The 24,188-nt window shown below is 58.0% G+C and carries 23 protein-coding genes; 22 read left to right on the top strand and 1 reads right to left on the bottom strand.

The annotated features are described in order from the left end of the window. Positions 1–596: 596 nt before the first annotated feature. The 22 genes from rpmH to LOY26_RS26755 all read left to right on the top strand — a co-directional run bounded on the left by rpmH (position 597) and on the right by LOY26_RS26755 (position 22,316). The gene (rpmH, locus tag LOY26_RS26860; RefSeq protein ID WP_003253163.1) at positions 597–731 is read left to right on the top strand and encodes a 50S ribosomal protein L34; all 135 of its coding nucleotides are present in this window, start codon (positions 597–599) and stop codon (positions 729–731) included. A gap of 13 nt (positions 732–744) precedes the next feature. Continuing rightward, positions 745–1,149, top strand: coding sequence for a ribonuclease P protein component (rnpA, locus tag LOY26_RS26855; protein ID WP_077068714.1), 405 nt, complete (start codon positions 745–747; stop codon positions 1,147–1,149). Then, a complete protein-coding gene (gene yidD / locus LOY26_RS26850; RefSeq protein ID WP_015268406.1) occupies positions 1,142–1,387 on the top strand; it encodes a membrane protein insertion efficiency factor YidD in 246 nt (81 codons plus the stop codon). Before rnpA ends, yidD begins: the two co-directional genes overlap by 8 nt. A gap of 2 nt (positions 1,388–1,389) precedes the next feature. Then, on the top strand, positions 1,390–3,072 hold the full coding sequence (gene yidC, locus LOY26_RS26845) for a membrane protein insertase YidC (protein ID WP_033702440.1): 1,683 nt from the start codon (positions 1,390–1,392) through the stop codon (positions 3,070–3,072). Positions 3,073–3,155: 83 nt separating this feature from the next. Further along, complete coding sequence (gene mnmE / locus LOY26_RS26840; protein WP_186655452.1) at positions 3,156–4,526, top strand: tRNA uridine-5-carboxymethylaminomethyl(34) synthesis GTPase MnmE; 1,371 nt, start codon at positions 3,156–3,158, stop codon at positions 4,524–4,526. 534 nt (positions 4,527–5,060) lie between these two features. Beyond that, positions 5,061–6,953 carry a tRNA uridine-5-carboxymethylaminomethyl(34) synthesis enzyme MnmG gene (gene mnmG, locus LOY26_RS26835; RefSeq protein ID WP_186655455.1) on the top strand — a complete coding sequence of 631 codons (1,893 nt, stop codon included), beginning with the start codon at positions 5,061–5,063 and terminating at the stop codon, positions 6,951–6,953. Further along, a complete protein-coding gene (rsmG, locus tag LOY26_RS26830; RefSeq protein ID WP_033702438.1) occupies positions 6,950–7,600 on the top strand; it encodes a 16S rRNA (guanine(527)-N(7))-methyltransferase RsmG in 651 nt (216 codons plus the stop codon). The genes mnmG and rsmG overlap by 4 nt, the downstream gene beginning before the upstream one ends. 18 nt (positions 7,601–7,618) lie before the next feature. After that, on the top strand, positions 7,619–8,410 hold the full coding sequence (locus LOY26_RS26825; RefSeq protein ID WP_027592075.1) for a ParA family protein: 792 nt from the start codon (positions 7,619–7,621) through the stop codon (positions 8,408–8,410). A gap of 9 nt (positions 8,411–8,419) precedes the next feature. Next, a complete protein-coding gene (locus tag LOY26_RS26820) occupies positions 8,420–9,292 on the top strand; it encodes a ParB/RepB/Spo0J family partition protein (RefSeq protein ID WP_033702437.1) in 873 nt (290 codons plus the stop codon). A 149-nt stretch (positions 9,293–9,441) separates the two neighbouring features. Beyond that, positions 9,442–9,849, top strand: a complete 408-nt coding sequence (locus LOY26_RS26815; protein WP_033702436.1) for a F0F1 ATP synthase subunit I — start codon at positions 9,442–9,444, stop codon at positions 9,847–9,849. A gap of 16 nt (positions 9,850–9,865) precedes the next feature. Next, positions 9,866–10,735, top strand: a complete 870-nt coding sequence (gene atpB, locus LOY26_RS26810; RefSeq protein WP_033702435.1) for a F0F1 ATP synthase subunit A — start codon at positions 9,866–9,868, stop codon at positions 10,733–10,735. Between the two features lie 142 nt (positions 10,736–10,877). Next, positions 10,878–11,135, top strand: a complete 258-nt coding sequence (gene atpE, locus LOY26_RS26805; RefSeq protein ID WP_003097235.1) for a F0F1 ATP synthase subunit C — start codon at positions 10,878–10,880, stop codon at positions 11,133–11,135. Positions 11,136–11,193: 58 nt separating this feature from the next. Beyond that, complete coding sequence (locus LOY26_RS26800) at positions 11,194–11,664, top strand: F0F1 ATP synthase subunit B (protein ID WP_003260032.1); 471 nt, start codon at positions 11,194–11,196, stop codon at positions 11,662–11,664. Positions 11,665–11,676: 12 nt separating this feature from the next. Continuing rightward, entirely contained in the window at positions 11,677–12,213 is a 537-nt protein-coding gene (locus LOY26_RS26795) for a F0F1 ATP synthase subunit delta (protein WP_003253191.1), read from the top strand. A gap of 21 nt (positions 12,214–12,234) precedes the next feature. Next, positions 12,235–13,779, top strand: coding sequence for a F0F1 ATP synthase subunit alpha (atpA, locus tag LOY26_RS26790; protein WP_012274911.1), 1,545 nt, complete (start codon positions 12,235–12,237; stop codon positions 13,777–13,779). Between the two features lie 48 nt (positions 13,780–13,827). Beyond that, entirely contained in the window at positions 13,828–14,688 is an 861-nt protein-coding gene (gene atpG, locus LOY26_RS26785; protein WP_033702434.1) for a F0F1 ATP synthase subunit gamma, read from the top strand. Between the two features lie 27 nt (positions 14,689–14,715). Further along, positions 14,716–16,092: a F0F1 ATP synthase subunit beta gene (gene atpD / locus LOY26_RS26780; protein WP_016489910.1), complete on the top strand. Its 1,377-nt coding sequence runs from the start codon at positions 14,716–14,718 to the stop codon at positions 16,090–16,092. Positions 16,093–16,135: 43 nt separating this feature from the next. Next, on the top strand, positions 16,136–16,555 hold the full coding sequence (locus tag LOY26_RS26775) for a F0F1 ATP synthase subunit epsilon (RefSeq protein ID WP_033702433.1): 420 nt from the start codon (positions 16,136–16,138) through the stop codon (positions 16,553–16,555). 122 nt (positions 16,556–16,677) lie between these two features. Continuing rightward, complete coding sequence (glmU, locus tag LOY26_RS26770; protein ID WP_258714261.1) at positions 16,678–18,045, top strand: bifunctional UDP-N-acetylglucosamine diphosphorylase/glucosamine-1-phosphate N-acetyltransferase GlmU; 1,368 nt, start codon at positions 16,678–16,680, stop codon at positions 18,043–18,045. 260 nt (positions 18,046–18,305) lie between these two features. Beyond that, positions 18,306–19,082: a DeoR/GlpR family DNA-binding transcription regulator gene (locus tag LOY26_RS26765; RefSeq protein ID WP_033702431.1), complete on the top strand. Its 777-nt coding sequence runs from the start codon at positions 18,306–18,308 to the stop codon at positions 19,080–19,082. A 2-nt stretch (positions 19,083–19,084) separates the two neighbouring features. Beyond that, positions 19,085–20,920 (top strand): glutamine--fructose-6-phosphate transaminase (isomerizing), encoded by a 1,836-nt coding sequence (gene glmS / locus LOY26_RS26760; protein WP_258714260.1) that lies wholly within the window; start codon positions 19,085–19,087, stop codon positions 20,918–20,920. A 481-nt stretch (positions 20,921–21,401) separates the two neighbouring features. Beyond that, complete coding sequence (locus LOY26_RS26755) at positions 21,402–22,316, top strand: TniQ family protein (RefSeq protein ID WP_110765414.1); 915 nt, start codon at positions 21,402–21,404, stop codon at positions 22,314–22,316. Between the two features lie 27 nt (positions 22,317–22,343). On the opposite strand, the gene LOY26_RS26750 is transcribed toward LOY26_RS26755, so the two are convergent. Beyond that, on the bottom strand, positions 22,344–23,978 hold the full coding sequence (locus LOY26_RS26750; protein ID WP_082422064.1) for a TnsD family Tn7-like transposition protein: 1,635 nt from the start codon (positions 23,976–23,978) through the stop codon (positions 22,344–22,346). Positions 23,979–24,188 lie beyond the last annotated feature (210 nt).

Raw genomic sequence — 24,188 nt, 5'->3', positions numbered from 1 at the left:
GGATATCCCCTGAGTTTGAAAGCCGGATGAGGCAAAAGCAAACCGCCATTGTACCGGTCGAGCGATCAGTTATCCACATGTGGATACGTTAGGAGTCATGGCAAAACAGCCATTTATCGACCAAAACGTCTTTATACAGCTGTGCATAAACCTTGTGGATAACCGCACCTGAGGGCTATGCACAACCCTGGGTCGAGATCTGTGGATAATTCGACTGTGGATAAAGCGTGTTTTTATACACAGATTCTACGCAGGCGCAGCACAAGCGCAGCACCGGATACCGACAGGGTTTCAAAACTCTGTACAGGCTGATTTTCCTGGGCTGTAGAACGTTATCCACAGAAAGTTATCCACTTAAGATTTATAAGTTCTTTAAGAAAGCTTTTTAAATGTCTCTTCTTTTTTATCATGTTATCCACGGTGGGGGGATCCCGAATGGCTCGTGTCTGGGCAACCGCTGGCCGAGCAAACGCATCACGCCGTCTATAAGGAATGACTGGTTGGAAATTGACCTATTGCCTTGCTTTCTCTAGAATCGCCGGTCTCTTAAAAAGGGGGCCATCCCGGCCGTCGTCGACAAACCCAGGTAACACGCCATGAAACGTACTTTCCAACCAAGCACCATCAAGCGCGCGCGCACTCACGGTTTCCGTGCTCGTATGGCTACCAAGAACGGCCGCGCTGTTCTGTCGCGTCGTCGTGCCAAAGGCCGTAAGCGTCTGGCCATTTGATTTTTCGGCACAGGTGGTGAGTCAGGACTTCAGTCGGGAAAAGCGACTGCTTACACCCCGACATTTCAAAGCGGTCTTCGACTCCCCAACCGGCAAGGTTCCAGGGAAAAACCTGCTGATCCTTGCTCGCGAGAACGGCCTCGATCATCCACGCCTTGGCCTGGTGATTGGCAAGAAGAGCGTCAAGCTCGCCGTTCAACGCAATCGCCTCAAGCGCTTGATGCGCGATTCCTTTCGTCTGAACCAGCAGATACTCGCTGGCCTGGACATCGTGATCGTCGCGCGCAAGGGATTGGGTGAGGTAGAAAACCCGGAATTGCATCAACACTTTGGCAAGCTCTGGAAACGCCTGGCGCGCAGCCGGCCATCTCCAGCAGTTAGCGCCGATTCCGCAGGGGTAGACAGCCAAGATGCGTAAACTGGCACTCGTTCCGATCCAGTTTTACCGTTATGCCATCAGTCCACTGATGGCCAATCACTGTCGTTTCTTCCCCAGCTGCTCCTGTTACGCTTACGAAGCCATCGAAAACCATGGCCTCTGGCGTGGTGGGTGGCTGGCCGTTCGTCGCCTGGGGCGTTGTCATCCGTGGAACGACGGCGGTTTCGACCCCGTTCCACCCGCTCCTTCCTCCCGAACTTCTTCGATAGCCGAGTAATCATGGATATTAAACGCACGATCCTGATCGCCGCGCTGGCAGTCGTGTCCTACGTCATGGTCCTGAAGTGGAACGATGACTACGGCCAAGCTGCCCTGCCGACTCAGAATACTGCTGCCAGCACTGTTGCTCCGGGCTTGCCCGATGGCGTGCCGGCCGGTAACAACGGTGCCAGCGCCGATGTACCGAGCGCCAACGCCGAATCGAGCCCTGCCGAACTGGCACCGGTCGCACTCAGCAAGGATCTGGTCCGGGTCAAGACTGATGTTCTGGAACTGGCTATCGACCCGGTCGGTGGTGACATCGTCCAGCTGAACCTGCCGAAGTACCCACGCCGTCAGGACCACCCGAACATTCCGTTCCAGCTGTTCGACAATGGCGGCGAGCGTGTGTACCTGGCCCAGAGCGGCCTGACCGGCGCCAACGGCCCGGACGCCCGTTCCACTGGTCGCCCGCTGTACGCGGCCGAGCAGCGCAGCTACCAGCTGGCCGATGGCCAGGAACAACTGGTGGTCGACCTGAAGTTCAGCGACAACGGTGTGAACTACATCAAGCGCTTCAGCTTCAAGCGTGGTGAGTACGACCTGACTGTCAGCTACCTGATCGACAACCAGAGCGCACAGCCCTGGAGCGGCAACATGTTTGCCCAGCTCAAGCGTGACGCCAGTGGCGATCCGTCTTCGAGCACGGCAACCGGCACCGCCACCTACCTGGGCGCCGCCCTGTGGACAGCTGCCGAGCCGTACAAGAAAGTGTCGATGAAAGACATCGACAAAGGTAGTTTGAAAGAAAATGTGTCCGGCGGCTGGGTCGCCTGGCTGCAGCACTACTTCGTAACCGCCTGGATCCCGGCCAAGTCGGACAACAACGTTGTCCAAACCCGCAAGGACAGCCAAGGCAACTACATCATCGGTTACACCGGCCCGGCCATCAGCGTCCCTGCTGGCGGCAAGGTCGAAACCAGCGCCATGCTGTACGCCGGTCCGAAGATCCAGTCCAAGCTCAAGGAGTTGTCCCCAGGCCTGGAACTGACCGTCGACTACGGTTTCCTGTGGTTCATTGCCCAACCGATCTTCTGGCTGCTGCAACATATCCACAGCCTGCTGGGTAACTGGGGCTGGTCGATCATCGTGCTGACCATGCTGATCAAAGGCCTGTTCTTCCCGCTGTCGGCTGCCAGCTACCGCTCGATGGCGCGCATGCGTGCCGTGGCGCCAAAGCTTGCCGCGCTGAAGGAACGCTTCGGCGATGATCGCCAGAAGATGTCCCAGGCGATGATGGAGCTGTACAAGAAAGAGAAGATCAACCCGCTGGGTGGCTGCTTGCCGATCCTGGTTCAGATGCCGGTATTCCTGGCCCTGTACTGGGTACTGCTGGAAAGCGTCGAGATGCGCCAGGCCCCATGGATGCTGTGGATCACTGACCTGTCGATCAAGGATCCGTTCTTCATCCTGCCGATCATCATGGGCGCCACCATGTTCATTCAGCAGCGTCTGAACCCGACGCCGCCGGATCCGATGCAGGCGAAGGTCATGAAAATGATGCCAATCATCTTCACCTTCTTCTTCCTGTGGTTCCCGGCTGGTCTGGTGCTGTACTGGGTTGTGAACAACTGCTTGTCGATTTCCCAGCAGTGGTACATCACCCGCCGTATCGAAGCAGCGAGCAAGAAAGCTGCTGCTTGACGGGCTGCTAGTCTGTGAATAAAAACGCCCCCTAGTGGGGCGTTTTTGCTATCTGTCGTTTTTTGTCGTAGAGGCTTTCGAGCATGAACACTGTGCGTGAGACCATCGCCGCCATCGCTACCGCCCAGGGCCGCGGAGGCGTGGGCATTGTCAGGTTGTCCGGCCCGTTGGCTGCCCAGGCAGGCCAGCTCATCACCGGCCGTACCCTGACGCCTCGCCACGCCCATTACGGGCCGTTTCGCGATGACCAGGGCCTGGTGCTGGACGAAGGCATCGCCTTGTACTTCCCAGGGCCCAACTCGTTCACCGGTGAAGATGTGCTCGAGCTCCAGGGGCATGGCGGGCCTGTGGTCCTGGACATGCTGCTGCAGCGCTGTGTACAACTCGGTTGCCGGCTGGCCCGCCCGGGTGAGTTCAGCGAGCGTGCGTTTCTCAACGACAAGCTCGACCTGGCACAAGCCGAGGCGATCGCCGACCTTATCGAGGCCAGCTCCAGCCAGGCGGCGCGCAATGCCTTGCGCTCGCTGCAGGGGGAGTTCTCCAAGCGTGTGCACAGCCTCACCGAGGCGCTGATCGCCTTGCGCATCTACGTGGAGGCGGCGATCGACTTCCCGGAGGAGGAGATCGACTTCCTCGCCGATGGCCACGTGCTGTCGATGCTGGATACCGTGCGCAGCGAGTTGTCCACAGTACAACGCGAAGCCGGGCAGGGGGCGCTGCTGCGCGATGGTATGACGGTGGTGATCGCCGGCCGCCCGAATGCGGGTAAATCCAGCCTGCTGAACCGCCTTGCCGGTCGCGAAGCGGCCATCGTTACCGACATCGCCGGCACCACCCGGGACATCCTGCGTGAACATATCCACATCGACGGCATGCCGTTGCACGTGGTGGACACCGCTGGCCTGCGTGATACCGATGACCATGTGGAAAAGATAGGTGTCGAGCGGGCGCTCAAGGCCATTGGCGAAGCTGATCGTGTATTGCTGGTGGTCGACTCCACGGCACCCGAAGCCAGCGATCCCTTCGCCCTCTGGCCGGAGTTCCTCGATCAGCGCCCGGACCCTGGCAACGTCACGTTGATCCGTAACAAGGCCGACCTCAGCGGTGAAGCCGTGGGCCTGGAGCAGTGTGACGACGGCCATGTGACCATCACCCTGAGCGCCAAGGATGACGATAGCGGCTTGCAGCTGCTGCGTGACCACCTCAAGGCCTGCATGGGCTACGAACAGACTGCAGAGAGCGGTTTCAGTGCCCGCCGGCGCCACCTGGATGCCCTGCGACAGGCCAGCGATCACCTGGAGCATGGCCGTGCGCAGCTGACCCTGGCTGGCGCCGGTGAACTGCTGGCAGAGGACCTGCGCCAGGCTCAGCACGCCCTGGGAGAGATCACAGGGGCGTTCAGCTCGGATGACCTGCTGGGGCGTATCTTCTCCAGTTTCTGCATCGGCAAGTAATCCACAGGCCTTCACAAGGCCATTGGCGACACCAGGCCGCTCCTTCGGGAGCGGTTTTTTTTTGCTCGTCAGTCACCTCACTGGCTGTGCGTTGGCCAAGAAGGCCGTCCAGATCCTGGTTTTTTTCATCCACAGGTGAAAATAGGTGCGCCTGTACCCTGGGGATAACCCACCTTCAGGTCTCTTGATAACCCACTCTTTTTCTTGAGGAAAAACCGGCCTGTGGGTAAATAGGCATTTAATCCACAGGTTAAATGACGTTATCCATAGCCCTCATGGCACTTGAATAACAGGGTTTAATTTCTCTGTACACAGCGCTAGATAAGGCCTGTGTAATCTTATCCACAGAAAGGTGTGTGCATAAGAATAAACATAAAAACAAAGCTTTTTAAATTCTTCTTCTTTGATTTCTGTTGTTTGCCACTCATCCACAGCCTGATCAAATTTTGCGCAAACGGTTCCTTTGCAAGGGGGTAAGTCCCTATACTTGTCGGCTTACCTTCTCTATTCGCAAAAACAGGCACGAGGTGCGTGGTGGATTTCCCTTCCCGTTTTGAAGTGATCGTCATCGGCGGCGGCCATGCCGGTACCGAGGCTGCGCTTGCGTCTGCACGCATGGGTGTCAAAACCCTGCTGCTGACCCACAACGTGGAAACCCTCGGTCACATGAGCTGCAACCCCGCGATTGGCGGTATTGGCAAAAGCCATCTGGTCAAAGAGATCGATGCGCTCGGCGGCGCCATGGCGCTGGCTACCGACAAGAGCGGCATTCAGTTCCGCGTGTTGAACAACCGCAAAGGCCCGGCCGTACGCGCCACCCGAGCGCAAGCTGACCGCGCCATCTACAAGGCAGTGGTTCGCGAAATCCTGGAAAACCAGCCAAACCTGTGGATATTCCAGCAGTCCTGCGACGACCTGATCGTCGAACAGGACCAGGTCAAAGGCGTGGTAACCCAGATGGGCCTGCGGTTCTTCGCCGAATCCGTGGTGCTGACTACCGGTACCTTCCTCGGTGGGCTTATCCACATCGGGTTGCAAAACCATTCCGGCGGCCGCGCCGGCGATCCGCCCTCGATCGCGCTGGCACACCGCATGCGTGAACTGCCGCTGCGCGTCGGCCGACTGAAAACCGGTACCCCGCCACGTATCGATGGCCGCTCGGTGGACTTCTCGGTGATGACCGAACAACCGGGCGACACACCGATCCCGGTCATGTCGTTCATGGGCAATGCCCAGATGCACCCGCGCCAGGTGAGCTGCTGGATCACCCACACCAACGCACGTACCCACGAGATCATCGCCTCGAACCTCGACCGTTCGCCGATGTACTCTGGTGTGATCGAAGGCGTCGGCCCGCGCTACTGCCCGTCGATCGAAGACAAGATCCATCGCTTCGCCGACAAGGAAAGCCACCAGGTGTTCATCGAGCCGGAAGGCCTGACCACCCATGAGCTGTACCCCAACGGTATTTCGACTTCGCTTCCGTTCGATGTGCAGCTGGAGCTGGTGCGTTCGATCCGCGGCATGGAAAACGCCCACATCGTGCGCCCGGGTTATGCCATCGAGTACGACTACTTCGACCCGCGTGACCTGAAGTACAGCCTCGAGACCAAAGTCATCGGCGGCCTGTTCTTCGCCGGCCAGATCAACGGCACCACCGGTTACGAAGAAGCCGGTGCGCAAGGCCTGCTGGCCGGTACCAACGCTGCGCTGCGCGCGCAAGGCCGCGAAAGCTGGTGCCCGCGCCGCGACGAGGCGTACATCGGCGTACTGGTCGACGACCTGATCACCCTGGGTACCCAGGAGCCGTACCGCATGTTCACCTCGCGTGCCGAATACCGGCTGATCCTGCGCGAGGACAACGCCGACCTGCGTCTGACCGAGAAAGGCCGTGAACTGGGCCTGATCGATGACCAGCGTTGGGCGGCGTTCTGCACCAAGCGTGATGGCATCGAGCGTGAGGAACAGCGCCTCAAGTCGACCTGGATTCGCCCTAATACCCCGCAGGGGCAGGCGGTTGTGGATAAGTTCGGTACGCCGTTGAGCCACGAATACAGCCTGCTCAACCTGTTGGCACGGCCAGAAGTGGATTACGCCGGCCTGATCGAGGCTACCGGGGGGGATGCCATCGACCCACAGGTTGCCGAACAGGTCGAGATCAAGACCAAGTACGCGGGCTACATCGACCGCCAGCAGGACGAGATCGCCCGTCTGCGCGCCAGTGAAGATACCCGCCTGCCTGTGGATATCGACTACACCACGATTTCCGGCCTGTCCAAGGAGATCCAGGGCAAGCTCGGCCAGACCCGTCCCGAGACGCTGGGCCAGGCTTCGCGTATTCCTGGTGTGACGCCAGCGGCCATTTCGCTGCTGCTGATTCATCTGAAAAAACGCGGCGCAGGCCGCGAATTGGAGCAAAGCGCTTGAGTTCCCTGGTCACCCCGCAACACGCCGAAGAATTGTCCACAGGCGCGCGCCAGCTCGGCATCGAGCTGAGCGCGCAGCAGCACACGATGCTACTGGGCTACCTGGCCCTGTTGATCAAATGGAACAAGGCCTACAACCTCACTGCCGTGCGCGATCCGGACGAGATGGTTTCCCGGCACCTGCTCGACAGCCTCAGCGTCATGTCGTTTATCCACAGCGAGCGCGATAACTGGCTGGATGTCGGCAGCGGGGGTGGCATGCCGGGCATTCCCTTGGCTATCCTGCACCCGCACAAGCGGGTGACGGTGCTGGACAGCAACGGCAAGAAGACCCGCTTCCTGACCCAGGTGAAAATGGAGCTCAAGCTGGACAACCTGCAGGTTATCCACAGCCGGGTTGAAGCCTTCAAACCGGCGCAACCGTTCAGCGGAATCATCTCACGTGCCTTCAGCAGCATGGAGAACTTCACCAACTGGACCCGCCATCTAGGCGACACCGGGACGCAATGGCTTGCAATGAAGGGGCTGCATCCTGCCGATGAACTGGTAGCATTGCCCGCAGACTTCACAGTGGAAAGCGAGCAGGCCCTGACCGTTCCAGGTTGCCAGGGCCAGCGCCATCTGCTGATACTGCGCCGCAAGGCATGACTGGGAACACGCGCATCAATGGCTAAGGTATTCGCAATCGCGAACCAGAAAGGTGGTGTGGGCAAGACCACCACCTGTATCAATCTCGCGGCATCGCTGGCCGCGACCAAACGTCGTGTGCTGCTGATCGACCTCGATCCGCAAGGCAACGCCACCATGGGCAGCGGTGTCGACAAGCACGAGCTCGAGCACTCGGTATACGACTTGCTGATCGGGGAATGCGACCTGGCTCAGGCCATGCATTACTCCGAGCACGGTGGTTTCCAGCTGTTGCCGGCCAACCGTGACCTGACCGCCGCCGAAGTGGTGCTGCTGGAAATGCAGGTCAAGGAAAGCCGCCTGCGCAACGCCCTGGCGCCGATCCGCGAGAACTACGACTTCATTCTCATCGACTGCCCGCCGTCGTTGTCGATGCTGACCCTCAACGCGTTGGTGGCTTCCGATGGGGTGATCATCCCCATGCAGTGCGAGTACTACGCACTGGAAGGCCTCAGCGACCTTGTGGATAACATCAAGCGCATCGCCGCCCGGCTGAACCCGGAGCTGAAGATCGAAGGCCTGCTGCGGACCATGTTCGATCCGCGCCTGAGCCTGAACAACGATGTTTCGGCCCAGCTCAAGGAACACTTCGGCGAGCAGCTGTACGACACGGTCATCCCGCGCAACATTCGCCTGGCCGAGGCCCCGAGCTTCGGCATGCCGGCCCTGGCCTACGACAAGCAGTCGCGTGGTGCGCTGGCTTATCTGGCCCTGGCCGGGGAACTGGTGCGCCGTCAGCGCCGTCCATCACGCACTGCACAAACAACTTAAGGAATCCGTATGGCCGTTAAGAAACGAGGTCTCGGACGTGGGTTGGATGCTCTGCTCAGTGGTCCTTCCGTCAGCGCGCTCGAAGAGCAGGCTGTCAAGATCGACCAGAAGGAACTGCAACACCTGCCGGTCGAGCTGATCCAGCGTGGCAAGTACCAGCCGCGTCGCGACATGGACCCGGTGGCGCTGGAAGAACTCGCGCACTCGATTCGCACCCATGGCGTGATGCAGCCGATCGTGGTTCGCCCGGTGGGCGACAACCGCTACGAGATCATCGCCGGTGAGCGCCGCTGGCGCGCCACCCAGCAGGCTGGCCTGGACACCGTGCCGGCCATGGTCCGCGAAGTGGCGGACGAGGCGGCCATCGCCATGGCGCTGATCGAGAACATCCAGCGCGAAGACCTCAACCCGCTGGAAGAGGCCCTCGCCCTGCAGCGCCTGCAGCAGGAGTTCGAACTGACCCAGCAGCAGGTGGCCGATGCCATTGGCAAGTCGCGGGTTACCGTGGCCAACCTGTTGCGCCTGATCACGCTGCCTGAAGCGATCAAGACCATGCTCGCCCATGGCGACCTGGAGATGGGTCATGCTCGCGCTTTGCTCGGCCTTGAAGAGAATCGTCAGGAGGAGGGGGCGCGTCATGTTGTCGCACGTGGCCTCACCGTGCGCCAAACCGAGGCACTGGTACGTCAGTGGCTCAGTGACAAGCCTGATCCGGTCGAACCGAGCAAACCTGATCCGGATATCGCACGCCTTGAACAGCGGCTCGCAGAGCGCCTGGGCTCGGCCGTGCAGATCCGTCATGGGAACAAGGGCAAAGGGCAGTTGGTTATTCGCTATAACTCGCTTGACGAGTTGCAAGGCGTCCTTGCTCACATCCGCTGAAACAATTCCTGTTGTAGCGCGCAGTCGGAAATCACTACCGAAGAGTTGAATAGGGGTTAATCCACCCCTATACTCTGCGCGCATTTTGTCGGCACAAATTATGCCAAGTCATAGCTGACTTGTTGGTCGACTTCCGAGGAGCAGTTGTGATGGAAATCCGCACGCCAAACCGCTTGCCTTTCCATCGCTGGGCGGTTTTTCCGGTACTGTTGACTCAATGTGTAGTACTTCTGCTGGCAACCTTGGTGGTGTGGCAGTGGAAAGGGGCGGTCAGTGGATATTCAGGTCTCTGCGGAGGTTTGATTGCCTGGCTACCCAATGTGTATTTCGCCTGGAAGGCGTTTCGCTTTAGCGGAGCCCGGGCAGCGCAGGCCATCGTCAAGTCGTTCTACGCTGGCGAGGCAGGCAAAATGATTTTGACGGCAGTGCTGTTTGCATTGACCTTCGCAGGAGTGAAGCCATTGGCGCCGTTAGCAGTATTCGGCGTCTTCCTGCTGACCCTAATGGTCAGCTGGTTCGCGCCACTGCTAATGAATAAAAGACTTTCGAGACCTTAGGGCGTTTGAGGCAACCATGGCAGCAGAAACCGCTTCGGGCTATATCCAGCACCACTTGCAGAACCTGACCTACGGTCAACTACCAGACGGCAGCTGGGGCTTTGCCCATTCGGCTGCAGAAGCCAAGGCAATGGGCTTCTGGGCGTTCCACCTGGACACCCTGGGTTGGTCCGTTGCGCTGGGTCTGATCTTCCTGTTCATCTTCCGCATGGCGGCGAAGAAGGCGACCTCCGGCCAACCCGGCGGCCTGCAGAACTTCGTCGAAGTGATGGTCGACTTCGTCAACGGCAGCGTGAAGGACTCCTTCCACGGCCGTAGCCCGGTGATCGCTCCGCTGGCACTGACCATCTTCGTCTGGGTATTCCTGATGAACGCCGTCGACCTGGTACCGGTCGACTGGATTCCTCAGCTGGCCATCCTGATCTCCGGTGATCCGCACATTCCGTTCCGCGCCGTGTCGACCACCGACCCGAACGCGACCCTGGCCATGGCCTTCAGCGTGTTCGCCCTGATCATCTTCTACAGCATCAAGGTCAAGGGCCTGGGCGGCTTCATCGGTGAGCTGACCCTGCACCCGTTCGGCAGCAAGAACATCTTCGTTCAAGCCCTGCTGATCCCGGTGAACTTCCTGCTGGAATTCGTCACCCTGATCGCCAAGCCGATCTCGCTGGCACTGCGTCTGTTCGGCAACATGTACGCCGGTGAGCTGGTGTTCATCCTGATCGCCGTCATGTTCGGCTCGGGCCTGCTGTGGCTGAGCGGCCTGGGTGTGGTGCTGCAATGGGCGTGGGCTGTGTTCCACATCCTGATCATCACCCTGCAAGCTTTCATCTTCATGATGCTGACCATCGTCTACCTGTCGATGGCGCACGAAGATAACCATTAAGACCGCCTGGCGTGTCTGATAGCCTTCCCCGCCGGTACGGGGGGAGGGCTTAAAAAGTCCGCAAGGGCAGCTGTACTCACGATTTGTTTTACCGCTTCAAACTAAAAACCTAACCAATACGACGTAAAAGTCGGGAGGAAAGATGGAAACTGTAGTTGGTCTGACCGCTATCGCTGTTGCTCTGCTGATCGGCCTGGGTGCTCTGGGTACCGCCATTGGTTTCGGCCTGCTGGGCGGCAAATTCCTGGAAGGCGCTGCTCGTCAACCAGAAATGGTTCCGATGCTGCAGGTCAAAATGTTCATCGTTGCCGGTCTGCTCGACGCCGTAACCATGATCGGTGTTGGTATTGCTCTGTTCTTCACCTTCGCGAACCCCTTCGTTGGTCAGATCGCCGGCTAATCACTCGTCACAACGAGTTGATGTGCTGTGATGAATTAAGACCGAGCGAGGTGTTGGCGTGAACATTAATGCAACCCTGATTGGCCAATCCGTTGCTTTCCTGATTTTTGTACTCTTCTGCATGAAGTACGTATGGCCTCCGGTCATCACTGCTCTGCAAGAGCGTCAAAAGAAGATTGCCGACGGCTTGGACGCTGCCAACCGCGCAGCTCGCGACCTGGAGCTGGCCCAAGAGAAAGCGGGTCAGCAACTGCGTGAAGCTAAAGCACAGGCAGCCGAAATCATTGAGCAAAGCAAGAAACGCGCTGCTCAGCTTGTCGAGGAAGCCCGTGATCAGGCCCGCGTCGAAGCTGACCGTGTGAAGGCTCAGGCTCTGGCCGAGATCGAACAGGAACTGAACAGCGCTAAAGACGCCCTGCGTGCCCAAGTGGGTGCCCTGGCCGTTGGCGGTGCTGAAAAGATCCTTGGCGCCACAATCGATCAAAACGCGCATGCGGAGCTGGTTAACAAACTGGCCGCTGAAATTTAAGCGAGGGCGATCATGGCAGAACTGACCACGTTGGCCCGACCTTACGCTAAGGCTGCCTTTGAGCATGCCCAGGCCCATCAGCAACTGGCCAATTGGTCAGCCATGCTCGGCCTGGCTGCTGCGGTGTCGCAAGACGACACCATGCAGCGCCTGCTCAAGGCCCCGCGACTGACGAGCGCAGAAAAGGCCGCCACGTTCATTGACGTGTGCGGTGACAAGTTCAATGCACAGGCACAGAATTTCATTCATGTTGCCGCGGAAAACGACCGTCTCCTGCTTCTGCCGGAGATTGCCGCTCTGTTCGACCTGTACAAGGCCGAGCAAGAGAAATCCGTGGACGTGGAAGTCACCAGTGCCTTCGCGTTGAACCAAGAACAGCAAGACAAACTCGCCAAGGTTCTCAGTGCACGGTTAGGCCAGGAAGTGCGCCTGCACGCGTCGGAGGATGCCAGCCTGATTGGCGGCGTCGTCATCCGCGCTGGTGACCTGGTAATCGATGGCTCTGTTCGCGGCAAAATCGCGAAACTGGCCGAAGCATTGAAATCTTGAGTTTGAAGGGGCAGCAGAGCAATGCAGCAACTCAATCCTTCCGAAATTAGTGAAATCATCAAGGGCCGCATCGACAACCTCGATGTGAGCTCCCAAGCCCGTAACGAAGGTACCGTCGTTTCGGTTTCCGACGGTATCGTGCGGATCCACGGTCTGGCCGACGTCATGTACGGCGAAATGATCGAGTTCCCTGGCGGCGTCTACGGCATGGCCCTGAACCTGGAGCAAGACTCCGTAGGTGCAGTGATCCTGGGTGCCTACGACACCCTCGCCGAAGGCATGAGCGCCAAGTGCACCGGCCGCATCCTGGAAGTTCCAGTTGGTAAGGAACTGCTGGGTCGCGTCGTCGACGCACTGGGCAACCCGATCGACGGCAAAGGTCCACTGGGCAACACCCAGACCGACGCGGTCGAGAAAGTTGCTCCAGGCGTGATCTGGCGTAAGTCGGTAGACCAGCCTGTACAGACTGGCTACAAATCTGTCGACGCCATGATCCCTGTCGGCCGTGGCCAGCGTGAGCTGATCATCGGTGACCGTCAGATCGGCAAGACCGCCATGGCCATCGACGCCATCATCAACCAGAAAGACTCCGGTATTTTCTGTGTTTATGTTGCTGTCGGCCAGAAGCGTTCCACCGTCGCCAACATCGTTCGCAAGCTGGAAGAAAACGGCGCCCTGGCCAACACCATCGTGGTTGTTGCCAGTGCTTCGGAATCCGCCGCACTGCAATTCCTGGCGCCATACGCCGGTTGCACCATGGGCGAGTTCTTCCGTGACCGCGGTGAAGACGCACTGATCGTTTACGATGACCTGTCCAAGCAGGCTGTTGCCTACCGTCAGATCTCCCTGCTGCTGCGCCGTCCACCAGGACGCGAAGCATACCCAGGCGACGTGTTCTATCTCCACTCCCGTCTGCTGGAGCGTGCATCGCGCGTTTCGGAAGAGTACGTCGAGAAGTTCACCAACGGTGCTGTGACTGGCAAAACCGGTTCCCTGACCGCGCTGCCGATCATCGAAACCCAGGCTGGCGACGTTTCCGCGTTCGTTCCGACCAACGTGATCTCGATCACCGACGGTCAGATCTTCCTGGAATCGGCCATGTTCAACTCGGGCATCCGCCCTGCAGTGAACGCCGGTGTTTCGGTATCCCGCGTAGGTGGTGCCGCTCAGACCAAGATCATCAAGAAGCTGTCCGGTGGTATTCGTACCGCGCTGGCTCAGTACCGTGAACTGGCTGCATTCGCCCAGTTCGCGTCCGATCTGGACGAAGCGACCCGCAAGCAGCTGGAGCATGGTCAGCGCGTTACCGAGCTGATGAAGCAGAAGCAGTACGCGCCGATGTCCATCGCGGACATGGCCCTGTCGCTGTACGCCGCTGAGCGTGGCTTCCTGACCGACGTAGAAGTCTCCAAGATCGGCAGCTTCGAGCAAGCACTGATCGCCTTCTTCAACCGTGATCACGCTGAACTGATGGCGAAGATCAACGTGAAGGGTGACTTCAACGACGAAATCGACGCAGGCCTGAAAGCCGGTATCGAGAAGTTCAAGGCCACCCAGACCTGGTAAGCCGCAGCGGGGGCCCTGGCCCCCGCTTGCTAACCTGATAGGTGATACATGGCAGGCGCAAAAGAGATTCGCAGTAAGATTGCGAGCATCAAAAGCACGCAAAAAATTACCAGCGCCATGGAGAAAGTGGCGGTCAGCAAGATGCGCAGGGCACAAATGCGCATGGCTGCTAGCCGTCCTTACGCGGAGCGTATCCGCCAGGTGATCGGTCATCTGGCCAACGCCAACCCGGAATACCGCCACCCGTTCATGATCGAGCGCCCTGTAAAGCGCGCCGGTTATATCGTGGTGAGCAGTGACCGTGGTCTGTGCGGTGGCTTGAATACCAACCTGTTCAAGGCCCTGGTCAAGGACATGAGCGCAAACCGCGAACAGGGCGTGGAAATCGACCTGTGCGTGATCGGCAGCAAGGGTGCGACTTTCTTCCGCATCTTTGGCGGCAACGTCGTAGCAGCGATCAGCCACTTGGGCGAAGAGCCATCGATCAACGATCTGATCGGCTCCGTCAAAGTGATGCTGGACGCCTACATGGACGGCCGTATCGATCGCCTCTCGGTGGTTTCGAACAAGTTCATCAACACCATGACCCAGAAGCCAACGGTCGAGCAATTGGTACCGTTGGTGGCAACCCCGGATCAGGAACTCAAGCACCACTGGGACTACCTGTACGAACCCGACGCAAAAGAGCTGCTGGACGGCTTGATGGTGCGTTACGTGGAGTCGCAGGTATACCAGGCGGTGGTCGAGAACAACGCTGCTGAACAAGCGGCCCGGATGATCGCCATGAAAAACGCCACAGACAACGCCGGTGATTTGATCAAAGAGCTGCAATTGATCTACAACAAGGCGCGTCAGGCTGCGATCACCCAGGAGATCTCGGAAATCGTCGGCGGCGCTGCCGCGGTTTAACGGTTCACATATTCAGAGGATCCAGCTATGAGTAGCGGACGTATCGTTCAAATCATCGGCGCCGTCATCGACGTGGAATTCCCACGTGACGTCGTGCCGAGTGTATACAACGCGCTGAAAGTACAAGGCGCGGAAACCACCCTCGAAGTTCAGCAGCAGCTGGGCGACGGCGTGGTTCGTACCATTGCGATGGGCTCCACCGAAGGCTTGAAGCGCGGTCTGGATGTCGTCGACACCGGTGCTGCCATTTCCGTTCCTGTTGGTAAGGCCACTCTCGGCCGTATCATGGACGTACTGGGCAACCCGATCGACGAAGCCGGCCCGATCGGTGAAGAAGAGCGTCGCGGTATCCACCAGCCAGCGCCTTCGTTCGCTGACCAGGCAGGCGGCAACGACCTGCTGGAAACCGGCATCAAGGTTATCGACCTGGTTTGCCCGTTCGCCAAGGGTGGTAAGGTTGGTCTGTTCGGTGGTGCCGGTGTCGGCAAGACCGTAAACATGATGGAACTGATCCGTAACATCGCCATGGAACACAGCGGTTACTCCGTGTTCGCTGGTGTGGGTGAGCGTACTCGTGAGGGTAACGACTTCTACCACGAGATGAAGGACTCCAACGTTCTCGACAAAGTAGCGCTGGTCTACGGTCAGATGAACGAGCCACCAGGAAACCGTCTGCGCGTAGCGCTGACCGGCCTGACCATGGCTGAGAAGTTCCGTGACGAAGGTAACGACGTTCTGCTGTTCGTCGACAACATCTATCGTTACACCCTGGCCGGTACCGAAGTATCCGCACTGCTGGGCCGTATGCCTTCGGCAGTAGGTTACCAGCCGACCCTGGCTGAAGAGATGGGCGTTCTGCAAGAGCGCATCACCTCCACCAAGGAAGGTTCGATCACCTCCGTGCAGGCCGTATACGTACCTGCGGACGACTTGACCGACCCGTCGCCAGCGACCACCTTCGCCCACTTGGACGCCACCGTCGTTCTGTCCCGTGACATCGCCTCCCTGGGTATCTACCCAGCGGTCGATCCACTGGACTCGACTTCGCGCCAGCTGGACCCGAACGTGATCGGCAACGAGCACTACGACACTGCGCGTGGCGTTCAGTATGTTCTGCAGCGCTACAAAGAGCTGAAGGACATCATTGCGATCCTGGGTATGGACGAACTGTCCGAGACCGACAAGCAACTGGTAGCCCGCGCTCGTAAGATCCAGCGCTTCCTGTCGCAGCCGTTCTTCGTGGCCGAAGTCTTCACCGGTTCGCCAGGCAAGTACGTTTCCCTGAAAGACACCATCGCTGGCTTCAGCGGCATCCTCAAAGGTGACTACGACCACCTGCCAGAACAAGCGTTCTACATGGTCGGCAGCATCGACGAAGCGATCGAGAAAGCCAAGAAACTGTAATTCCTGCGCCCCGCAAGGGGCGCTATCAGGTTGAGGCAAGCAGATGGCTATGACAGTCCATTGCGATATCGTCAGCGCGGAAGGAGAAATTTTCTCCGGTCTGGTCGAGATGGTGGTTGCGCACGGTAACCTGGGTGATCTTGGTATCGCTCCAGGCCACGCGCCGCTGATCACCAATCTGAAGCCAGGTCCGATCACGCTGACCAAGCAGGGTGGCGCACAAGAGGTGTTCTACATCTCTGGTGGTTTCCTCGAGGTTCAGCCGAACATGGTCAAGGTGCTTGCCGATACCGTGCAACGTGCTGCAGACCTGGATGAAGCGCAGGCTCAGGAAGCCCTCAAGGCTGCCGAGAACGCCCTGAATACGAAAGGCGCGGACTTCGACTACGGCGCCGCCGCCGCACGTCTGGCCGAGGCCGCAGCTCAGCTGCGTACCGTCCAGCAAATGCGCAAAGGCAAGTAATCGGCCACGGCTGATGACTTCTGTTGCGATTGAGTAAAAGGGTAGCCTCGGCTACCCTTTTTCTTTTTTTGATTTCCCCCCCCCCGGTCATTTCACTGACCGCCCAGGATTGGTAGCCAGTAATGTCACTCGATATCGTTATTCTCGCCGCCGGCCAAGGTACCCGCATGCGCTCGGCGCTGCCCAAGGTACTGCACCCGGTTGCCGGCAACTCCATGCTCGGCCATGTTATCCACAGCGCGCGCCAGCTTCAGCCGCAAGGCATCCACGTGGTCATTGGCCACGGTGCCGAGCAGGTACGTGAGCGCCTGGCAGCTGACGACCTGAACTTCGTCATGCAGGACAAGCAGCTGGGTACAGGCCATGCCGTGGCTCAGGCGCTGCCGGCGTTGACCGCAGACACCGTGCTGGTGCTGTACGGCGATGTGCCGTTGATCGAAGTGGAGACCTTGCAGCGTCTGTTAGCCAAGGCCAACGACGAGCAACTGGGGCTGCTCACGGTCACCCTCGAAGACCCGACCGGCTATGGCCGTATCGTGCGTGACGAGCAGGGCAAGGTAACGGCGATCGTTGAGCACAAGGATGCCAACGACGCGCAGAAAGCGATCAAGGAAGGCAACACCGGTATTCTGGCCCTGCCTGCCGCGCGCCTGGCGGACTGGATGAGCCGTTTGTCGAACAACAATGCCCAGGGCGAGTACTACCTGACCGATGTCATCGCCATGGCGGTGTCCGACGGCCTGGTGGTAGCGACCGAGCAGCCCCATGACCCGATGGAAGTGCAGGGCGCCAACGATCGTCGCCAGCTGTCCGAGCTGGAGCGCCACTGTCAGTTGCGCGCAGGCCGCCGCCTGATGGCCCAGGGTGTCACCCTGCGCGACCCGGCGCGGTTCGATGTGCGCGGTGAAGTGACCGTAGGCCGTGATGTGCTGATCGACATCAACGTGATCCTCGAAGGCCAGGTAGTGATCGAGGACGATGTAGAAATCGGCCCCAACTGCGTGATCAAGAACAGCACCCTGCGCAAGGGTGCGGTGGTCAAGGCCAACAGCCACATCGAAGGTGCGGTGATGGGCGAGGGTAGCGATGCCGGCCCGTTCGCGCGCCTGCGCCCGGGCAGCGTGCTGGATGCCAAGGCCCATGTGGGTAACTTTGTCGAACTGAAAAACGCTCACCTGGGTGAGGGCGCCAAGGCCGGCCACCTGAGCTACCTGGGCGATGCCGAAATCGGTGCGCGCACCAACATCGGTGCTGGCACCATCACCTGCAACTACGATGGCGCCAACAAGTTCAAGACGGTGATGGGCGAAGACGTGTTCATCGGCTCGAACAACTCGTTGGTGGCGCCTGTGGATATCCAGGCTGGTGCTACTACTGCGGCAGGCTCGACCATCACCCAGACTGTTGAAGCAGGGCAGCTTGCTGTGGGCCGTGCGCGCCAGCGCAACATCGACGGCTGGAAGCGGCCGGAGAAGATCAAGAAGAGCTGAGTTATACACAGTTGTTTCGATCGAAAGCCGACCTGTGTGAATGGGTCGGTTTTTTTTGGGCTGTTGGAAAGCTGGGAGGGCTTTGCCCTCCTTTCGCGACGCGAGGCCGCTCCTACAGGGATACGCGCCACCTGGAGGGTAGCGAAAGGGCCGCGTGAGCGGACGGCAACAGACTTATCCACAGCTCATGGCGCTTGACGAAACGAGCGTCTTAGGTTTTGATTGCAACCATTATCTTTCGAATCGAAACTTAAGCGCTCATGTCGAAACGTAACACCCCCCAACGCCGGCACAACATCCTGGCCATGCTCAGCGAGCAGGGCGAGGTGAGTGTGGACGCGTTGGCCAAGCGCTTCGAAACGTCAGAAGTCACCATTCGCAAGGACCTCGCAGCCCTGGAAACCAATGGCCTGCTATTGCGACGCTACGGCGGTGCGGTGCCGGTGCCGCAAGAGTTGCTCGGCGAACCTACCCAGCCCGTGTCCGCCTACAAGAAGGCCATTGCCCGCGCTGCTGTAGGGCGTATCCGCGAACATGCGCGGATCATCATCGACAGCGGCAGCACCACTGCTGCGATGATCCCTGAACTGGGCCGCCAACCGGGCCTGGTAGTAATGACCAACTCATTGAACGTGGCCCGCGCCATCAGCGACCTGGAGCATGAGCCGGTGCTGCTGATGACCGGCGGCACCTGGGACCCGCACTCCGAATCGTTCCAGGGGCAGGTGGCCGAGCAGGTGTTGCGTTCCTACGATTTCGACCAGCTGTTCATCGGTGCCGATGGCATCGACCTCAACCGGGGTACCACCACCTTCAACGAGCTGCTTGGCCTGAGCCGAGTCATGGCCGAGGTGGCCCGGGAAGTGATCGTGATGGTCGAGTCCGACAAGGTAGGGCGCAAGATCCCTAACCTCGAGCTGCCCTGGGGCAGCGTGAATACCCTTATTACAGACGAACGCCTGCCCGCAGCGGCACGCGAACACATTCAAGCCCGCGGCATCAACCTGATTTGCGCCGCGATCAGCCAGGAGCAATAACCATGTGTGGAATCGTTGGTGCCGTAGCCGAGCGTAATATCACCGCCATTCTGATCGAAGGCCTCAAGCGCCTCGAATACCGCGGGTACGACAGTGCCGGCCTGGCTGTCTTCAGCCAGCAAGGTGAGCTGGAGCGTCGCCGCCGTATCGGTAAAGTCAGCGAGCTGGAAGCCGCCGTCGCCGCCGACCCCCTCACCGGCCAGCTGGGCATCGCCCACACCCGTTGGGCCACCCATGGTGCGCCCACCGAAGGCAACGCCCACCCACACTTTTCGGCCAGTGAAGTGGCGGTCGTGCACAACGGCATCATCGAAAACCACGAAGAGCTGCGTGAAGAGCTGAAAGAGCTCGGCTACGTCTTCACTTCGCAGACCGATACCGAAGTTATCGTTCACCTGATCCACCACACGCTCAAGACTGTCCCGGACCTGACCGATGCGCTGAAGGCCGCTGTGAAGCGCCTGCACGGTGCCTATGGCCTGGCCGTGATCAGTGCCAAACAGCCAGACCGCCTGGTAGCCGCTCGCAGCGGTAGCCCGCTGGTGATCGGCCTCGGCCTTGGTGAGAACTTCCTGGCTTCGGACCAGTTGGCCCTGCGCCAGGTCACCGACCGTTTCATGTACCTGGAAGAAGGCGACATCGCCGAGATCCGCCGTGACCAAGTCAGCATCTGGGACCAGGCCGGCACCAAGGTCCAGCGTGAAACCGTGCAGTACCACGAAGGCGCTGAGGCGGCCGACAAAGGTACCTACCGTCACTTCATGCTCAAGGAAATCCACGAGCAGCCAAGCGTGGTCCAGCGCACGCTGGAAGGCCGCCTGGGCAAGGATAATGTTCTGGTGCAGGCCTTCGGCCCTAATGCCGCCGAACTGTTTGCCAAGGTTCGCAATGTGCAGATCGTCGCTTGCGGTACCAGCTACCACGCCGGCATGGTTGCCCGTTACTGGCTCGAAAGCCTGGCCGGCATCCCTTGCCAGGTCGAAGTGGCCAGCGAGTTCCGCTACCGCAAGGTCGTGGTCCAGCCAGACACCCTGTTCGTCTCGATCTCGCAATCCGGTGAGACCGCCGACACCCTGGCCGCCCTGCGCAATGCCAAGGAGCTGGGCTTCCTCGGCAGCCTGGCCATCTGCAACGTCGGCATCAGCTCGCTGGTGCGCGAATCCGACCTGACCCTGCTGACCCTGGCCGGCCCAGAGATCGGTGTTGCCTCGACCAAGGCATTCACCACCCAGCTGGTTTCGCTGATGCTGCTGACCCTGGCCCTGGGCCAGGTGCGCGGTAACCTCGAAGCCGGTATGGAAGCCGAGCTGGTTGAAGAGTTGCGCCGCCTGCCGACCCGCCTGGGCGAGGCACTGGCCATGGACGCGACCGTCGAGAAGATCGCCGAACTGTTCGCCGACAAGCACCACACCCTGTTCCTGGGCCGTGGCGCCCAGTACCCGGTGGCGATGGAAGGTGCCCTCAAGCTCAAGGAGATCTCCTACATCCACGCCGAAGCCTACCCGGCGGGCGAGCTGAAGCACGGCCCGCTGGCGCTTGTGGATAACGACATGCCGGTGGTCACCGTGGCGCCGAACAACGAACTGCTGGAGAAGCTCAAGTCCAACCTGCAGGAAGTACGTGCCCGTGGCGGTGAGCTGGTGGTGTTCGCCGACGAGCACGCTGGCATGACCAACGGTGAAGGCACCCACGTGATCAAGGTGCCGCACATCGCGGACGCTCTGGCGCCGATCCTGTACACCATTCCGCTGCAGCTGCTGTCGTACTACGTCGCCGTGCTCAAGGGTACCGACGTTGACCAGCCGCGTAACCTGGCGAAATCGGTGACGGTCGAGTAAGCCACAGCGGTTAATGGCGATGGTTAGATTTAGGGAATTAAACCTGTCGCAAGGGAAATAAAGCTGTCGCGGGTAACCCTGTTCGTGACCAATCCGGGTTGGCGGGGTGCAGTGATGCACGCCGTTGTCCCGACTTGGAATTACGCCTCAGAATCTAATTGACAGGTGTGTCACGCTGTATAGGCTTGTAGTCGAGGACTGCAACTGCGCATCCGTTGGGACTGGGTACCAGCAAGGCCCCCCCGCAATTTCGGCAGCAGAGAATGCTGGTTTCTCTGAAGTAGTGACGACGGGCATAGCCGGTCGGATTCTGAACCCAAGGTCGCAAGGCTGGGAGTTAAAGGATCGCTGCGACTACTCCTCGAACCTTCCGAAAAGGCACCTTTGGGTGCCTTTTTTACACCTTATTTCTGGCAATGTTTGCTCAACCGCAACCTTTGAACGATGACGCGGGATCAGTCGCTGAGGGGCCAACCCATCCATGCTGTTGCGTATCCAACCTGATGAATCTTTGCGCTCATATGTTGACCGCAATTTGCTCGTGAATTTTATGGACTGGAGGGTAGACAGGTTACGATGGCTTTCTGAAGGGGAGATTACTCACCAAGCAGTTAAGGTGATCGCCTCAACGATGGGTTGGCAAGGATGCTATGGCTTCAACCGCTTGCTGCACGAACACACTCAATTGCCCCTGCAGTTTGTTATCAGGGATACCCGAGATGCCAGTTATTCTCGAACGGCGTATCTCAAACCCCGAATGGCGATTACTAATTCCGACTTGCACGCCTACTGCCCGGAATGCGTCAGGCAGGACGTGCAGGATTTGGGCTTTTCCTACTGGCGACGAAATTTCCCTGATCATGTGAGCGTGTGTGCCACACACAATGTGGTGCTGCTGTCCACTTGCCCATATTGCGATCAACCTTTCTCATCAAAAGGCCACAATCTCGATGTGATGTGGAGAAAGTGTTCTGGGCGACACCTCGGTAACGCAGAGAGCGTAATGAACTTGGATGAAGATGCTCTCAAACATGCTCGCTTCGTAGAAGCGCTATGCGCTTATGAATTCTCCATTTCAATCCATTCTGCAGTGGCCATTCTCTCCGATAAGTTGCGCAGCCTCAAGAAACTGACGAAGCGGATGAAATCTGAGCGGACAGCCATGATTGAGTATCTCGATCGGATTTCAAATAATTTGGAAGAAAAAAGATTTGAGAGTCCTGTTGTAAAGACGGAATTTTTCCCCGAAGAAATTTTGAAAATCGTGGTTTATGCCTATGAGACTTTCGATGAATTTGTTGTTGATTTGTACGAGTATGATAAAGATTTGATTCCTATTGAGTCTCTATGGCGAAATTATGGTAATGGTAGGTATGCGACCACTTGTCGGGAATAGCTGACTGAGCGTTGCTGCACTTGCATGTTAAGTCTTGGTCGATTGGGTAACAATTTCTAGTAGGTTTCGTGCTTCTGGGTAGCGATTCCTTTTTTCTAGGCACCGATGCAGTGTGGGCACCAACGCGAAAATATGACTAGCTCGAACAGGGAAATTCGTGGCCGAGTATTTCAGTCTTTGAATGCTCAATTCAATTGATTCGCATAGTTGCCTGTCGCGAGCACTCCAATCGATTTTTTGATTGTTGCCTACGCGACCACTTGGCATCCGCTTAGTTTGAGCCATCAACCAGTCATTATCGTTCCGGTATAGCCATTGATAGACCTTGGGGAGCATTGATCTCAGGCTTTTCGGACTGGCGTCTGGATTCATGCCGATGGCGCTAACCCACTCCGCACGGTGATTGTGTAGCAGTAGCTCCCTGCGCTGAGTTGTCCAAGCAGCCATCAGTAGAGGATCAGCACTTAGGATCCTGTTTATTGTAGAAACCGAAACGTCATATCGTTCCGCTATGGAATGTTTCTCCACTCCTTTGCCCAAGCAACCCAAGATTTGTTCCCGAAGCTCGGGTTTCAGCTTTTTAGGCTTCAGTTTTTTGAAGACTCTATCCCTGATTTCCTGACCTTTAAATCGGTGTGCTGCTTTATCGCCTACTGCTCGTCTTCCGTGGTCTGGAGACTGTACTGGGGTTTCCTGATCCCCTGGAGACTGAAATCTTTTTAACGCACATAAAAACGGCGCAAACTCGCCGAATATACAGGTGATCAAAATCAGATGTTTGAGCGGATGGGAGTAAACGCGCGGTGTACGGGTCAGACTCTGTATAAAAGTTTCAGCTCTCTTTGGAGTGGTCGGAAGCGAGGCCAGTGGAAGATACGGTTGCAGTTGTGAAGCGAACGAAGCTAGGTCTGCTTGGGCATCAAAGCATGCTTCTGTATTGACTGAGAGGCGACGAATAGCTTCGTTATAAGCAGCCGTGACATTTTCTGGACGAAATTGCTCAGAAATGCCTAGCTTGGCTAACTCAATCACTGAGTGTCCTAAACGCTTGAGGGTTTGTACCACTGTCGGGCATACGGGCTGCTCTGCAACGCTCGCTATTAGGTGCTCGGCAGGTAATACCCAGTGCGCAGAGTCCGACCACTGCCGGTTGGCCGAGCAAATCCTGATGAGAGTTCCGTGCTTAGGGCATAACGTGACGCCTGGATACTGATGGGACAGGTGCCAGTAGGCGACCCCATGATTGATACGGTCTTCCCTTAAACATTCGAGGCATGCTTTCAATGGGTGCTCTGCGCCAAAGCGACCGGTCACCAGACCCAGGCGATATTTTAAGGTGCCCAAAGAATTGTTTGAAACTGTATGAAAGACGTCGTCAATTCTTTCCTTGGATTGAAAAGGAAAAAACAACGGCAATATCGTATGTTCTGTAATGATGTTGAATGGGCTTCCCCATACTTCTTTGGCTTTTTGGGGCAAAGAGTTTAGTCTGCTAGGAAAGTCATGCTGCACACTACTTGATCCCTCACCAAATAGCCATGCAGTGGTGCTAGCCTTAGTAACGTGGCACATAAAACGATGCTGACGACAACAAATACTGAAAAAGGTCTCATCCGGTAGCCATCGAACGACAGGGACAGATGCATTTGCAGAATCAGCCATTTCCCTCACCAAACGCTTGTCGTTTTCAACATTTTATTTGATTGGGGCTAAACCCTTAAATTATCAGTTGAGATAAGGGGGTGAAGATATATATCCGATGGGTGTGAGGCGCACGGTTGATCTAGATAATGACCCAAGCTGGACAATTTTGAATCCAGTCGCGACCCAGAGAGGGATGACTTTTCAGTTGTCACCCTGTTAACCACGGCG

This window comes from Pseudomonas sp. B21-047, assembly GCF_024748775.1.
GTDB lineage: Bacteria > Pseudomonadota > Gammaproteobacteria > Pseudomonadales > Pseudomonadaceae > Aquipseudomonas > Aquipseudomonas capeferrum.
The sequence above is the reverse complement of the archived record's forward strand: the minus strand, read 5'-3'. Positions and strand labels throughout refer to the sequence as shown.

Bases quoted from the DNA above. Each gene is read 5' to 3' on its own strand.
- rpmH (WP_003253163.1), top strand. From the start codon at position 597: ATGAAACGTACTTTCCAACCAAGCACCATCAAGCGCGCGCGCACTCAC.
- yidD (WP_015268406.1), top strand. From the start codon at position 1,142: ATGCGTAAACTGGCACTCGTTCCGATCCAGTTTTACCGTTATGCCATC.
- yidC (WP_033702440.1), top strand. From the start codon at position 1,390: ATGGATATTAAACGCACGATCCTGATCGCCGCGCTGGCAGTCGTGTCC.
- mnmE (WP_186655452.1), top strand. From the start codon at position 3,156: ATGAACACTGTGCGTGAGACCATCGCCGCCATCGCTACCGCCCAGGGC.
- LOY26_RS26825 (WP_027592075.1), top strand. From the start codon at position 7,619: ATGGCTAAGGTATTCGCAATCGCGAACCAGAAAGGTGGTGTGGGCAAG.
- LOY26_RS26820 (WP_033702437.1), top strand. From the start codon at position 8,420: ATGGCCGTTAAGAAACGAGGTCTCGGACGTGGGTTGGATGCTCTGCTC.
- LOY26_RS26815 (WP_033702436.1), top strand. From the start codon at position 9,442: ATGGAAATCCGCACGCCAAACCGCTTGCCTTTCCATCGCTGGGCGGTT.
- atpB (WP_033702435.1), top strand. From the start codon at position 9,866: ATGGCAGCAGAAACCGCTTCGGGCTATATCCAGCACCACTTGCAGAAC.
- atpE (WP_003097235.1), top strand. From the start codon at position 10,878: ATGGAAACTGTAGTTGGTCTGACCGCTATCGCTGTTGCTCTGCTGATC.
- LOY26_RS26795 (WP_003253191.1), top strand. From the start codon at position 11,677: ATGGCAGAACTGACCACGTTGGCCCGACCTTACGCTAAGGCTGCCTTT.
- atpA (WP_012274911.1), top strand. From the start codon at position 12,235: ATGCAGCAACTCAATCCTTCCGAAATTAGTGAAATCATCAAGGGCCGC.
- atpG (WP_033702434.1), top strand. From the start codon at position 13,828: ATGGCAGGCGCAAAAGAGATTCGCAGTAAGATTGCGAGCATCAAAAGC.
- atpD (WP_016489910.1), top strand. From the start codon at position 14,716: ATGAGTAGCGGACGTATCGTTCAAATCATCGGCGCCGTCATCGACGTG.
- LOY26_RS26775 (WP_033702433.1), top strand. From the start codon at position 16,136: ATGGCTATGACAGTCCATTGCGATATCGTCAGCGCGGAAGGAGAAATT.
- glmU (WP_258714261.1), top strand. From the start codon at position 16,678: ATGTCACTCGATATCGTTATTCTCGCCGCCGGCCAAGGTACCCGCATG.
- LOY26_RS26765 (WP_033702431.1), top strand. From the start codon at position 18,306: ATGTCGAAACGTAACACCCCCCAACGCCGGCACAACATCCTGGCCATG.
- glmS (WP_258714260.1), top strand. From the start codon at position 19,085: ATGTGTGGAATCGTTGGTGCCGTAGCCGAGCGTAATATCACCGCCATT.
- LOY26_RS26755 (WP_110765414.1), top strand. From the start codon at position 21,402: ATGCTGTTGCGTATCCAACCTGATGAATCTTTGCGCTCATATGTTGAC.
- LOY26_RS26750 (WP_082422064.1), bottom strand. From the start codon at position 23,978: ATGGCTGATTCTGCAAATGCATCTGTCCCTGTCGTTCGATGGCTACCG.